The organism is Desulfovibrio sp. JY, assembly GCA_021730285.1.
GTDB lineage: Bacteria > Desulfobacterota > Desulfovibrionia > Desulfovibrionales > Desulfovibrionaceae > Solidesulfovibrio.
Map to the genome: position 1 here is coordinate 406,185 of CP082962.1, position 13,340 is coordinate 419,524.

Sequence of the window (13,340 nt, forward strand, 5' to 3'; positions counted from 1 at the left end):
CCGCCGGCGCTACAAAATGGCAAACATCCGGAGGCGTACCCATGAGTGTCCTTTTTTCCCCCGTCAAAATCGGGCCGCGAACGCTTAAAAACCGCATCATCGTCGCGCCCATGTGCCAATACTCGGCCGAAAACGGCCACCCCACCTACTGGCACGCCATGCATCTCGGCCATCTGGCCATCTCCGGAGCCGGGGCCCTCGTCATCGAAGCCACGGCCGTGGAGTCCCAGGGGCGCATTTCGGCGCAGGACCTGGGCTTGTGGTCCAAACCCCACGAAGACTCCCTGCGCCGCACGTTGACCGTTGTGCGGGCCTGCGCGCCCATCCCCATCCTGGTGCAGCTCGCCCACGCCGGCCGCAAGGCGTCCACGGCCACCCCCTGGGACGGCGGCGCGCAAATTTCCCCGGCCCAAGGCGGCTGGGTGCCCGACGCCCCCTCGGCCATCCCCTACGAACCGGAAGAAATCACGCCCCACGCCCTCGACGCCGCCGGACTCGGCCGCATCGAACAGGCCTTCGGCGACGCCGCCAAACGCGCCGACGCCCTGGATCTGGCCGGCGTGGAAATCCACTGCGCCCACGGCTACCTGCTGCACCAGTTTCTTTCGCCGCTTTCCAACACCCGCGACGACGACTGCGGCGGCAGCCTCGAAAACCGCCTGCACTTCCCGCTGCGCATCATCAAAGCCGTGCGCAAGGCCCTGCCCCAAAACCGCATCCTCGGCGTTCGCATCTCGGCCACGGACTGGGTCCCCGGCGGCTGGGACATCGAGGACAGCGTCGCCTTTGCCCGCGAAATCAAGAAATGCGGCGGCGACTACATCCACGTTTCCTCCGGCGGTCTGTCGCCGCAGCAACAAATCCCCGTCGCGCCCGGCTACCAGGTCCCCTTCGCCGAACGCATCCGCCGCGAAACCGGCCTGCCCACCATCGCCGTGGGGCTCATTACCGACCCGGCCCTGGCCGAAACCATCGTCGTCACCGGCCAGGCCGATATGGTCGCCCTGGCCCGGGGCATGCTCTACGACCCGCGCTGGCCCTGGCACGCCGCCGCCGCCCTGGGCGACCAGGTCGACGCGCCGAACCAGTACCTGCGCTGCGAACCGCATGGGCTGAAGGGACTTTTTCGCCGGTAAGGGGGGGTCCGGGGGACATCAAGTCCCCCGGCGGGTCCAGGGCAGCGCCCTGGCGGGGTCGCAGGGGCAGAGCCCCTGCTCCGCCTTACCCGACTCGCGTAAAAAGCAGCGCCGTCTTGACCCGGCCGCTGCCGGTAAGGCGTTGTGGCGACCAATGGGGGCCGAGCTGTTCGGCCAGGGCATCGGCCAGGTGAAAATGCCCGTCGCGCACATGGCCGGGGTAGAGGCGTTTCAGTTCGGCCGGGGATGCGGGCAGATCGTCAAGCCGGTAGGCGGGGCGCAAGGTGAAAAAAAGTTCATCCGAGGCCCAGGCCACGGCGGCGGCGGCCACGCTTTGGAGCCGGCCCTTGGTGATGACGCCGCGCCCGATGAAGTCGATGAGCATGGCCATTTCGCAGGGGGGCGTGTCGGGTGGTTCGCACAGAAAGTCGCAGGCGGAAAATTCCACATTGTCCAGCCCGTGCAGGCGGGCCAGCTCCCTGGCGGCGCGGATGACACCGGGGTCGACGTCGCAGCCAAGCACCCTGGTCGCGCCGCGCCGCGCCGCCCGGAAGGCGAAGTAGCCCAGGTTGCAGCCGAGGTCGACCACGGATTTGCCGGCCACATCGAGGTTGCCGACGTAGCTTTCGAGCTCGTCCGGGCCGGGGCCGTGCCCCGAGGCGAGGAGGGTTCCATCGGGGCTGTACACCGGACGCCAGACGCAGGCGGGATCCAGGCCGGCCAGCAGCCGGCGGGCGGCCTCGAGGTGGGGGATTTCCGTTGGCATGACCTGTTGTAGCGGAGTTGCCGCCCAAAGCAAGGGGGAGAGGAGCCGGGAGTTGTCAAACCTCGTCTGCTTGGGTAAGAGCGAACACCCACGTGAGGACGCGCGGGCGTGACGCGCTTTCGCCTTCCGCGCCGACGCCACGATTTGGCGGCCGCGTCGCAAACCCCCTACCCCAAAACCCAATCATGGTATTTAGCTCCGCTTCATTTCTGTTTTATTTTTTGCCGCTCGTGCTGGCGCTGTATTTTTCCTGTGTGACCTTCGGACGGTTGCGCAACTGGATTCTACTGGCGGCGAGCCTTTTTTTCTATACCTGGGGTGAAGGCGAATATGTCGTCATCATGCTGGTTTCGATCCTGGCCAACTATCTGTTCGGCATATGGATCTACAAAGCCCACGAGCGCAACAACGCCAAGCGCCAGATGGCGGTGGCCATCACCTTCAACCTGCTGCTCCTTGTCATTTTCAAGTACACGAATTTCCTCGTGGCCAACTGCAACCTGGTCTTGAGCGAATTCGGCCTGCCGACCATGACGGTCGGCGCCGTGCATTTGCCCATCGGCATTTCCTTTTTCACGTTCCACTGCATTTCCTACCTGATGGACATCTACCGCCGGCAGACGCCGCCGCAGATGTCACTGCCCAACACGGCCCTCTACATTTCGCTTTTCCCCCAGCTCGTGGCCGGCCCCATCATCCGCTACAAGGATATCGCCTCCCAGATTACCCACCGAACCGTGGGTCTGGAGCGGTTTTCCCAGGGCATCAACCGCTTCATCATCGGCCTGGGCAAGAAAGTGCTGATCGCCAACGTGGTGGGGCTGCCGGCGGACAAGATCTTCGCCATCCCGGCCGAGCATCTGACCACGCCCGTGGCCTGGCTCGGCATTACGTGCTACACGCTGCAAATATATTTCGACTTTTCCGGCTACTCGGACATGGCCATCGGCCTGGGCCACATGTTCGGGTTCAAGTTCATGGAAAACTTCAATTATCCCTACGTGTCGCGCTCCATCCAGGAATTCTGGCGGCGCTGGCACATCTCCCTTTCCACCTGGTTCCGCGATTACCTCTACATTCCGCTTGGCGGCAACCGGTGCAGCACGTCCCGGATGTATTTCAACCTGGTCATGGTTTTTTTCCTGTGCGGCCTGTGGCACGGGGCCAGTTGGAACTTCGTGATCTGGGGCATGTTCCACGGGTTGTTCTCGGTGATCGAGCGCTTTCCCCTGGCCAAACGCGTGACCCAGGGCCCGCGGCTCATCGCCCATATCTACACCCTGCTGGTGGTGATGGTGGCCTGGGTCTTTTTCCGGGCCGAATCCCTGCCGGTGGCGCTGAACTACCTGAAGGCCATGGCCGGCTTCGCCCAGGGATCGGGCGTGGAATGGCACGTGGGCCTTTTCCTCAACCCCAAGGTGGCCATCGTGCTGGTGGCGGCCGTGATCGGCGCGACCCCGGTCATCCCCTGGATCAAGGGCGTACGCGGCCGCCTGCTGGCCCTGCGCCGGTTTGGGCCCGTGGCGCTCGACGATGGCCTGGAGGCCGTCGTCAGCCTCGTCGTGATGCCGGCGGTTTTCATCCTGTGCGCCATGTCCCTGGCCAGCGGCACGCATAATCCGTTCATTTACTTTCAGTTCTAAGGTCTTGCATGAGCGTGGCCCCTACGTTTACCCATAAGGTCATTGTCGTCCTCGGCGTTGCCCTGTTCGTGTGCCTGATCTGCCTGCCCGTGGCCGACCATATCTTCGACCTGGCCCCGGACGTGTATCTGATGGAGAACGATCCCAACCAGCTGCCGGACTTCTCGCTGTCCCAGCTTTTCAAATCCTTCAACGTGCTCCAGCGCGGCTATCTGGAAAAGACATTCGGCTTCCGCCGGGAGCTGGTCCGCCTGGAAAATATCCTCGACATCTTCCTGTTGCGCTCCTCCAACCAGTACCAGACCGTCATCAAGGGCCAGGGCGACTGGCTGTTCCTGTCCCAGGAAAACAACGAGCTCAACGTCATCCAGGACTTCCGGGCGGTGAAGCTTTTCACCCCGGCCCAACTGGCCCGTTGGGTCAAGGTCTACAAGGACCGGCAGGACTGGCTGGCCGAGCGCGGCATCCGCTACCTGATCGTGGTCGCGCCCAACAAGCACACCGTGTATCCGGAATTCCTGCCGCCGCAGTATAACAAGGTGAGCCCCATAAGCCGCACCGACCAGATCGTGAACGCGCTGACCGGGGCGGGCGTCGAGGTCCTCGATCTGCGGCCCATCATGGCCAAGGTCAAACGCCAGGCCCTGGCCTACTACCGCACCGACACCCACTGGACGACGTTCGGGGCCTTTGCCGGGTATGTGGCGATCATGAAGCGCCTGGACAAGTGGTTCCCGCAGTTCGAACCGGAAATCCGGGGGGATTTCGACATCAGCATCACCCCGGACCTCAGCGGCGGCCTGGCCAGCATGCTGGCCCTCGGCGACTTTTTCCCCGAAAGCCGGGTGACCTTCACGCCGCGTTTCACGCGTAAGGCCGTGGCCACCACCGAGGCCCGTCCCACCCCGCCCTACTTCCAGCCCACCGTGATCATGGACACCCATGATCCCTCCAAGCCCACGGCCGTGATCTTCCGGGATTCCTTCGCCCACGAACTGGTCCCCTTCCTGGCCGAACATTTCAACAAGTCCATCTTCCTGTGGCCCTACCCCGCCACGTCACGCGATATCCGCTTTTTCGACAAGAAGCTGATCGAAAAGGAAAAGCCGGCCCTGGTCATGGACGAATTCGTGGAACGCTACTTCACCGAATTTCCGCCCACGCCACAAAAGCCCGCCAAGAAGTGACCGGCCGCCCGGGAGCCCGCCTATGGACCATGTCCGCGCCTTTGTGGGCCTTGCCCTGCCGCAGTCCTGCCAGGATATGGCCGGCAGGCTCGGGACGGCGCTCGCGCCGCTGTGCCGCGGCCGCATGAGCCGGGTGCGGGCCGGACAAGCCCACATCACCCTCAAGTTCCTCGGGGAGACGCCCGTTACGGGGCCTGCCGGCATCGAGGCCGTTGGCGAGGCGCTGGCCGGCATACGGTTCGCGCCTTTTCGTCTGGACCTTGCCGGCGGCGGTTTTTTCCCGGGCCCGAAACGGCCCCGGGTGGTCTGGGCCGGACTGCGGGAAGGGGCGCCGGAATGCCGGGAACTCGCCGCAGCCGTGGACGCGGCCCTGGCCCCGCTCGGCATCGCGCCGGAAGACACCCCCTTTGCCGCCCACCTGACCCTGGCCCGGATAGGCGAACCGGAACGCGGCGGCGACTGGCCGGCCATGCTGGCGCTGCTGACGCAGGCGCAGTGGCCGCCCGTGCCCGTTGCCGCCGTGACGCTGTGGCGTTCGGTGCTTTCGGAGCATGGCGCGCGCCACGAGGTGCTGCGGGAATTTCCGGCCACGGCGGCCTAAGCGGCTGCGGCCCCTCGCCCACAAAAAAACCGCCTCCGGGGAAGCGACGAAAACGGGCGCGAGCGCGCGACGTCTGGAGGCGGAGCGGAGCCGGCGGCGGCACGCCGGCCCCGTCCTGCAGGGGAATACGCGCCGGTGCGAATTATTAGATGTAATCGCCCCGGTTGAATTTGATCTTTTCGGTTACGGTCATGACTTCCAGTTCGTTGACCAGGGAACCGAGCCCCGTGTTGGCATCGCTTGGCAGATCGTCCTTGAGCTGCTTGACGCCGGTTTCAATGTTTTCCAGCACCCCATAGGCCTGCTTGAGGGAATCCCCCCCGGAGCCCGAGGCCAGCTGATCGGCATAGTCTTCCCACTTGGCCAGCAGGGAGTCCATGTTTTTCATAACCGCCTGCTCTTCTTCGCTGAGTTGACCCGAAGCCTCGGCAGCGTCCGTGCCTTGCGCGGCGGACACATCCAGGGCGGCATAGCCGGCCAGGGGAGGCGCCGTAAGCCCCGAATCCTGGGTCGACTGGCCATCGCCGACTTTCTTGGCCAAAAGCGCCGCGAAGGCGTCCGAACCGTCCTTCGTCCCAGCGGACTTGGCCGCAGTCTGCTGCAGGGCGGTCAATTGGTCATTTTGGATTTTCATCGGCCTTCCCCCGCGTTAACGTTTCTTTTCGGCATGCAAGGAGCCTGCCAGCTCCCGATATTCCATGAACATGCTGATATTACTAAAAATTATTTTTTCGTAACCAGGCAAATTTTGCCCCGTCGCAGGTCTTGCGCGTTGCTCGGCGTTTGATTGCATAAGACAGGTGAAACGCCTTGTCTATTGCCATCCACTTTGGCATCTTTGCCCGACCGGGCTTGTCCCATACTTTTCGGACAATATCGCCGGGACTTAAGCGGAAGCAAGCCTGGTCAAACCAAGGAGGCGCTGCCATGCCAGCCCTGAAAAAAATTCTGTGCGCCGTGGATTTCTCCGAGGGCTCCCCGCTCGTGGCCGAATACGCGGCCACGCTGGCCCGGGCCGCCAAGGCCGAGATCATCTGCGTCTACGTGGCCCCGTCCCTGGCCGAATACGTGGGCTTCAACGTGCCCCAGGCCGCGCTCGACACCTTTGTCGGCGACGTGGTCGCCTCGGCCGAAACCACCATGAACGATTTCACCACCGAGAACTTCAAGGACCTGCCGGCGCGCGGCCTGGTGCTGACCGGCTACCCGGCCGAGGAGATCCTCAAGGCCGCCGACAGCCAGCATGCCGACATGATCGTCATGGGCACCCACGGCCGCACCGGCATCGACCGGATCATCTTCGGCTCCGTGGCCGAAAAGGTGGTCAAAACCGCCACCTGCCCCGTGCTCACCGTCAAGCCGCACGCGGCAGCCTAGGGTTACGCCCGTTAAAAATTAAGTATTCGAGCATATCGCCCTCGAGATCCGTCTACGCTGATCTCGAGGGCACGACCCGAGCAACCACTATAGAGCCTATCGCAATACGGAGCCGTCGTTCATGCAGCCAAGCGACCGTGTCCGCGAGGCGGTGCGGGGATTCACCCCGTACGCTCCCGGACTATCCATGGAAGAGATCAGGGAGCGCTACGGGCTGACCCGCGTGGTCAAACTCGCCAGCAATGAAAACCCCCTTGGGGCCTCGCCGCTCGTCAAGCGCGTGCTGGCCAGAAAGGGCGACATGGTCTTCCGCTACCCCAGGGCCGGCAATCCGGCCCTGGTGGCGGCCCTGGCCGCCCATCACAAGGTGCCCCGCGAATGCGTGGTGGCCGGCAACGGCTCGGACGAGATCATCGACCTGCTCGTGCGCGTCACCTGCGAGCCGGGCAAAAGCAATGTGGTGGCCTTTTCGCCCTGCTTTTCCATCTACGTGCAGCAGACCAAGCTGTGCGGCGTGACCTTGCGCCAGGCGCCGCTCAAGGCCGATTTCAGCTTCGACCTGCCGGGGCTTCGCGCGGCCTGCGACGACGACACCGCCCTGGTCTTTCTGACCAATCCCGACAACCCCTCGGGCCATGCCGTGCCGGCCGAGGAGGTGCTCGCCTTTGCCCGGTCCCTGCCGCCCAGGGCGCTGCTCGTGGTCGACGAGGCCTATGCCGAATTCGCCGAGCCGGCGGCCGAATATTCCGTGCTGCCCCGGTTTGGCCAATGCGACAACGTGGTCGTGCTGCACACCTTTTCCAAGCTCTTCGGCCTGGCCGGGCTGCGGCTCGGCATCGGCGTCATGCCGGACTGGCTGGCCGATTACCTGCTGCGGGTGCGGCTCCCTTTCAGCGTCAACCTGCTGGCCGAGGCCGCCGGCATGGCCGCCCTCGAGGACACCGCCTTTTTGCAGGCCAGCCTCGATACCGTGGTCCGGGGCCGCAAGCTGCTGACCGAAAAGCTCACGCAGCTCGGCTGCCATGTCTATCCGTCCCAGGCCAACTTCCTGATGTTAAAGCCCCCGGTCCCCGCCCTGGAACTCTTCGAGGCGCTTTTGAAGCGCGGCATCATCGTGCGGGCGCTCAAGAGCTACGGCCTGCCCGAACTGTTGCGCGTGAGCATCGGCAACGACGAGGAAAACGCCATGTTTCTGGCCGCAATAAAGGACGCCATCGAACATGGCTTCTGATATGCGCCGCATCGTGACCATCGACGGCCCGGCCGGGGCGGGCAAGACCACCGTTTCCCGCCGGGCCGCCGGGGCCCTTGGCGTGGCCTACCTGGACACCGGGGCCATGTTCCGGGGGCTCGCCCTCGCCCTGGGGGAAGGCGGGCATGCGCTGCCCGAGGCGACCATCGACGCAAAACTTGCCGCCATGGTCTTCGCTCTCAAGGGCTCCGGCGCGGACACCGTGCTGCTGGTCGACGGCGCGCCCCTGCCCGATGCCGCCCGCACCGAGCAGGTCGGCGGCTGGGCCTCGAACCTGGCCGTTTTGCCCGTGGTCCGGCGGCGGCTGCGGCTGGCCCAGCAGGCCCTTGGCGCGGCCACGGACCTCCTGGCCGAAGGCCGCGACATGGGCACGGTGGTCTTCCCCGAGGCGCGCCACAAGTTTTTCCTCACCGCCAGGCCCGAGGTCAGGGCCGAGCGCCGCGTGCTCCAGCTTACCGCCCTGGGCAAGCCGGCCGACTACGAGGCCATTTTGGCGGCCATCCGCCGCCGCGACGCGAAGGACCAGGGCCGGGCCGAAGCGCCGCTTGTGGCCGCCCCGGACGCCCTGGTCATCGACACCTCGGAGCTGACCGAGGACGCGGTGGTGGCCCGCATCGTGGCCGCGGCCGCCGTCTGACGCCCGCCGGCAGGACACGCCCCCTTCCCCCTGGCGCTCCGGCCCCGCCATGGCCTATGATCGGGCAGCGGCCTGCCGCCGTCCCTGCAACGCCAACCCCTGCCCCGGAGCGCCCATGACCGCATTCCGCCTGGATATCCGCCGGGCCGCATCCCTGGCCCAGGCGGCCCGGGCCCTGGCCGACGTCCTGCCCGCCTATGCCCACGTTTTTCCCGCCGACCGGGCCGCGCCCATCCTGGTCAAGCCCAATCTCAACGCCAACATGAACGCGCTGACCGGCAACACCACGGATTTGCGCCTGCTCTGCGCCCTGCTCGGGTACCTGCGCGACGCCGGCTACAGCGACGTCACGGTCGGCGAGGGGACCAATTCCGGCTTTTACCGCAACAGGATCGGCGTCATCGGGCGGCTTATGGTGGACAAGGCGGCGGCGCGCTTCGGCTGCCCGGTGCTGGACCTCAACGACGCCCCGGGCCGGCCCGTGGCCTTTGAAAACGGGGTCACGGCCATGGTGGCCGCGCCGGTGGTCGATGCGGCGCTGGTCATCAACCTGCCCAAGCTCAAGACCCATTTCGAGGCCGGCATGTCCGTATGCCTCAAAAACCTCATGGGCTGCCTGGTCGGCCAGGAAAACAAGAAAAAGACCCACCAGAGCCTGGCCGCCAACATCGTCAACCTGAACCTCGCCGTGCGCCCGGGCCTGCATATCGTGGACGCCCTCGTCGCCATGGAGGGGCTCGGCCCCACGCGCGGCACGCCGCTGCGCCTGGACACGCTGATTGTCGGGGAAAATCCCTACCTGATCGACCTGGCCTGCGCCAAAATGGCCGAATTCCCGGCCGAGAAGGTGCGGCCCCTGGCCGAGGCCCGCCGACGAGGCCTGGTCACGCCGGCAATGGACGCCTTTTGCGACGGACGCGCCCTGCCGCTTCTAGCCGGGCGTCCGTTCGCCCCGCCGGTCGCCGGCAGGATCGCGAGCTTCATCCACAGCCCGGTCCGGCAGAAGTATTTCCTGGCCGTGCGCAACACGGCCCTTTTCCGCTACCTGGCCGGCACGGACTGGTTCGGGGCGCTGCTTTTCAAGACGGGCCTGCGGCAGGACGTTTTTTGCCGCGAGGAGATGCGCTGCGACGGGCTCAGCCTTGACCGGGCGGCCTGCGACGACTGCGGGGTGTGCCGGGATTTCTGCCCGTCCGGCCTGGACCCGGCAGAGGTTGCCGCGCAGGGCGGGCATCCGGACTGCCTGGGCTGCCTGTACTGCTTTCTGACCTGTCCGCGAAAGGCCCTGGCCTTTCATGGCGAACAGGGCTTTCTGGCCGAACAGCTGCGCCAATACGACGCCCTGGTCCGGGCTCTCGGCCGCCCCGGGCGGTGACGCGCCGCCCCGGTTCGGCATTCCCCCCGAAGCGGGGGGGCTTCCCCGTCCTGGCCAGGGCACGGACGAGGCCTCCCGATCGGGACTGGACCGCCCGGCCGTCGAAGCGGACGGTCCAGTCCGACAAGACGTAAGAAGGGGACCTTCCAGGGAAAGTCCCCTCCGCCGGCGCGGCGTTCCGCTGCCTTCTCAGGCCTTGCGCAGCTTTTCGATAATCTGATCCATGTCGCCGGACAGGTCGGCCAGGGCGTGCACGGCCTGGGCGGATTCGTGCATGCCGGAGCTGGTGGATTCCACCACCTCGCTGACCTCGTTCATGGCCTTGTTGATCTGCTCGGCCGCGGCCGACTGTTGTTCGGCGGCGGCGGCGATGCCGGCCACCTCCCGGGCGCTGGTCTCGGCCAGATCGAGAATCTCGCGCAACACGCCGCCGGACTTCTCGGCCAGCCCGGTGGCCTCGGACACGGCCACGGCCGCCTTGTCCACATTCTCGATATTGCCGGCCACGGACTGCTGGATGCTGACAATGGCCTGCCCCACTTCCTTGGTGGCGGTCATGGTCTTTTCGGCGAGCTTGCGCACCTCGTCGGCCACGACCGCGAAGCCGCGTCCGGCCTCGCCAGCCCGGGCGGCCTCGATGGCGGCATTTAAGGCCAGCAGGTTGGTCTGGTCGGCGATGTCGGAGATGACGGACATGACGCGGCCGATGGCCTGGGTCTGTTCGCCCAGCGCGCTCATGGCGGTCTTGAGGTCCGTGGACACGGTGTTGACCCGGCCGATGGAACGCACGGAATCCTCGACCACGGAGCTCCCGGCCGAGGCCTTGGACTTGGTGTCATCGGCGGACTGGGCGGCCCGGGAGGCGTTCTTGGCCACGTCGAGCACGGTGGACGTCATCTGGGAGATGGCTTCCACCACCTCGCGCAGGCGGTCGCGCTGTTGGTCGGCGCCGCTGCGCACATGATCCACCTGGTTTTCCAGCTCGCCCGAGGCGTCGATGATGCTCTCGACCACATGGCCGAGCTGATCGGCCGCCTCCAGCATTCCTTCCCGCTTGGCCACCTCGGCCTGTTCCCGGGCCTGTTCGGCCTCCTTGCGGGCGATCTCGGCCTGGGCCGCCTCCTCGCCGGCTTCCTGGCTCATGATCTCGGCCTCGGCGATCTTGGCCTTAAGGCCCGACACCATCTTCTCGATGGCGCCGACAAGGTCGCCCATCTCGCCGGAAAAACGCCCTTGTGGCTTGGCCTCCAAGTCGCCCTTGGCCACCTTGCGGGCCAGCTCGATGACTCGGCGCAACGGCGAGGTCATGCCCCGGGCGGTGAAAAATCCCACCACCAGCACCACCAGGGCCACCACGCTGGACGCGGCCAGCACGGAATAGAAGATGGTGCGTTCCGTGGCCGCGATACCGTCGCGCTCGCTGCCGATAAAAAGCATGCCCGTGATCTTGCCGTCGGCCCCGACCATGGGCCAGTAGGCCGTGTTGTAGTCCCGGCCGATGATCTTGTTGATCTTGAGGAAGCGATTGCCCTTGGTGATGACCGTATCGAGCACCTCGGGGTTGTCCATGCGGGTGCCGATGGCCCGCTTGCCGCCGCGCTCGATGGTGGTGGCCACGCGGGTATCGCCGTAAAAGATGGTGCATTCCGTGCCGAGCACCTTCTTGATCTCATCCACGAAGGCATTGCTGGAGGAAAGGTTGATGCCCGTGGTCACGGTGCCGATCACCTTGCCGTCCACCCTGACGGGACACCCGGCACGCAGCGAAAACTTGACGGCCGTGCCTTCTTCCAGCCCAAGCGAGGCCTGTCCGGTCAGAGCCTTTTGCACGTTGATCTGTTTCTTGATGGAATCGCCCGATTTCGGCGAATGGCTGCGGGCCAGGACCACGCCCTGGGCATTGGCGATGGTCACGAACTGAATGCGCAATTCCCGTTGGGCCTCTTTGGCGATCTCCACCAGCTTGGCCTTGTCCCCAGCCGCAACGGCCGCCACCACATCGGGGCGCGTGGCCAGCATGAACGTCGCGCCCTTGACCTCCTGCCCGGCCTGCTTGAGCATGAAGTCCACGGCGTCGGCCTTGCTGTTGATCTGCTGCTGGCTGATGCGGTTGAGCCCGGCGGAGAGGTAATGGTGTACGGTCAGGGAGATGGCCGCCGTGAGCAGGAGGACGGTAAAAAGGAGCAAGGCGATGATCTTGCCGGTGAGGGACAGTCGCAGTCGCATACGCACCTCCGATGGCCGCCGGGAGGTCCCGGGAGAGTCTTTTGTGAAAAAGGGAACCATCCATTGTTACAACATGAACGGACAGTAAGTGAAAATATCTTTCTTGCAAAGCCGCTTCGCGACGCGACAGGCGATTTGCCACTGTTTCGGCGCTTGAAAAATAATATTTTCACAAATCCCGACAATCCCAGTCCGCAACGGCACCCGGGCGAGCGCCATTGCGACAAAGGCAACAGCCCGGCATGTCGATAAAAAACGACACACCTGGCGGGAGAAAGAAAAAGTCGTATTTTTTGAAACACAAGACGATTGCGGACGGCCGCGTTGCGGACAAAAGCGCAACACCAACCAGACGCGGCCGGCAACACTGCATGCCGCGCTTTGCCGCATCAGGATGCGGTCACAGCAGTGACGCCGCCGCGGGCGTCATCCGGAGAAAGCCTTACTACGGCACAGGCCGACCCTCCGCCCAGCCGGCGTCATCCGTCCGGGCGCGCCCGAACCTTTCTCTCTGCCGCCTCCCCGCGTGGCGCTCCCACGCCTGCCGCAGGGGAGATATTCTGCTCCAGTATTATAAAAAACACTATTTCTTTTTTTGACAATCCCGCCCTAACGGCCGAGAAACCGCGCCTGCAAATACCCCTCCCGGCCGTCGCCCAGCACCCGGACCTGATACCAACCGTTGATCTCGGGGGTGAGCAACGCCACCTTTTCCCCGGCGTGCAGGTCTTCGACCACCGAACAGGTCACACTCGGACAGGACAGCAAATTGAGCAGCGCCGCGCGCACCGTGCGCACGGACTGGGGATCGACAGGCGCGGCCGGGGCCGGACGCCCGGCACAACCGGCCAGCCCCAGGCTTGCGGCCAACAGGACGGAGACAAGCAGACGCAACGCGACAACACGCATGATTCCTCCGACGAACGGGAACGACGACGCCGACGCCACGCCGTTCCCGCTACAAAAAAATGGTCTTTAGATGAAAATAGGAATCAATCCTATTGCCTTTTCCCGAAAACATGGCCATGGTGTGCCCATGAACGACACCCGACCGGCCGGCCCATTTCCGGGACGAACCGGCTCCGACTCCAGGCAACGACAGCGCAAAACCTGGCATACCATGTCACAACACGTTATTTC

12 protein-coding genes are annotated in these 13,340 nt (G+C 65.0%); 8 read left to right on the top strand and 4 right to left on the bottom strand.

All coding sequences use genetic code 11. From position 1 onward, the window contains the following. Nucleotides 1–41 precede the first annotated feature (41 nt). The gene (locus K9F62_01810; GenBank protein UJX41462.1) at nucleotides 42–1,136 is read left to right on the top strand and encodes an NADH:flavin oxidoreductase/NADH oxidase; all 1,095 of its coding nucleotides are present in this window, start codon (nucleotides 42–44) and stop codon (nucleotides 1,134–1,136) included. A gap of 85 nt (nucleotides 1,137–1,221) precedes the next feature. On the opposite strand, the gene K9F62_01815 is transcribed toward K9F62_01810, so the two are convergent. After that, on the bottom strand, nucleotides 1,222–1,902 hold the full coding sequence (locus K9F62_01815; protein ID UJX41463.1) for a class I SAM-dependent methyltransferase: 681 nt from the start codon (nucleotides 1,900–1,902) through the stop codon (nucleotides 1,222–1,224). Between the two features lie 185 nt (nucleotides 1,903–2,087). Between K9F62_01815 and K9F62_01820 the strand changes: the two genes are divergently transcribed. From K9F62_01820 to thpR, 3 genes are read left to right on the top strand one after another with little or no spacing between them, the layout of a single operon-like run. Further along, entirely contained in the window at nucleotides 2,088–3,545 is a 1,458-nt protein-coding gene (locus K9F62_01820) for an MBOAT family protein (GenBank protein UJX41464.1), read from the top strand. Nucleotides 3,546–3,553: 8 nt separating this feature from the next. Further along, a complete protein-coding gene (locus tag K9F62_01825) occupies nucleotides 3,554–4,732 on the top strand; it encodes a hypothetical protein (GenBank protein UJX41465.1) in 1,179 nt (392 codons plus the stop codon). A gap of 22 nt (nucleotides 4,733–4,754) precedes the next feature. Beyond that, nucleotides 4,755–5,333, top strand: a complete 579-nt coding sequence (gene thpR / locus K9F62_01830; GenBank protein UJX41466.1) for an RNA 2',3'-cyclic phosphodiesterase — start codon at nucleotides 4,755–4,757, stop codon at nucleotides 5,331–5,333. 145 nt (nucleotides 5,334–5,478) lie between these two features. Here the strand turns inward: thpR and K9F62_01835 are convergent, their stop codons facing one another. Continuing rightward, nucleotides 5,479–5,967 (bottom strand): hypothetical protein, encoded by a 489-nt coding sequence (locus K9F62_01835; protein UJX41467.1) that lies wholly within the window; start codon nucleotides 5,965–5,967, stop codon nucleotides 5,479–5,481. A 293-nt stretch (nucleotides 5,968–6,260) separates the two neighbouring features. Here K9F62_01835 and K9F62_01840 point away from each other — a divergent pair, with 293 nt between their 5' ends. The 4 genes from K9F62_01840 to K9F62_01855 all read left to right on the top strand — a co-directional run bounded on the left by K9F62_01840 (nucleotide 6,261) and on the right by K9F62_01855 (nucleotide 9,974). Then, a complete protein-coding gene (locus K9F62_01840) occupies nucleotides 6,261–6,710 on the top strand; it encodes a universal stress protein (protein ID UJX41468.1) in 450 nt (149 codons plus the stop codon). A 121-nt stretch (nucleotides 6,711–6,831) separates the two neighbouring features. Next, a complete protein-coding gene (gene hisC, locus K9F62_01845) occupies nucleotides 6,832–7,941 on the top strand; it encodes a histidinol-phosphate transaminase (GenBank protein UJX41469.1) in 1,110 nt (369 codons plus the stop codon). After that, on the top strand, nucleotides 7,931–8,599 hold the full coding sequence (cmk, locus tag K9F62_01850) for a (d)CMP kinase (protein UJX41470.1): 669 nt from the start codon (nucleotides 7,931–7,933) through the stop codon (nucleotides 8,597–8,599). Before hisC ends, cmk begins: the two co-directional genes overlap by 11 nt. Nucleotides 8,600–8,714: 115 nt before the next feature. Beyond that, complete coding sequence (locus K9F62_01855) at nucleotides 8,715–9,974, top strand: DUF362 domain-containing protein (protein UJX41471.1); 1,260 nt, start codon at nucleotides 8,715–8,717, stop codon at nucleotides 9,972–9,974. Nucleotides 9,975–10,163: 189 nt separating this feature from the next. On the opposite strand, the gene K9F62_01860 is transcribed toward K9F62_01855, so the two are convergent. Next, nucleotides 10,164–12,194, bottom strand: a complete 2,031-nt coding sequence (locus K9F62_01860) for a cache domain-containing protein (protein ID UJX43100.1) — start codon at nucleotides 12,192–12,194, stop codon at nucleotides 10,164–10,166. Between the two features lie 615 nt (nucleotides 12,195–12,809). Continuing rightward, nucleotides 12,810–13,109: a peptide-binding protein gene (locus K9F62_01865; GenBank protein ID UJX41472.1), complete on the bottom strand. Its 300-nt coding sequence runs from the start codon at nucleotides 13,107–13,109 to the stop codon at nucleotides 12,810–12,812. Between the last annotated feature and the right edge of the window lie 231 nt (nucleotides 13,110–13,340).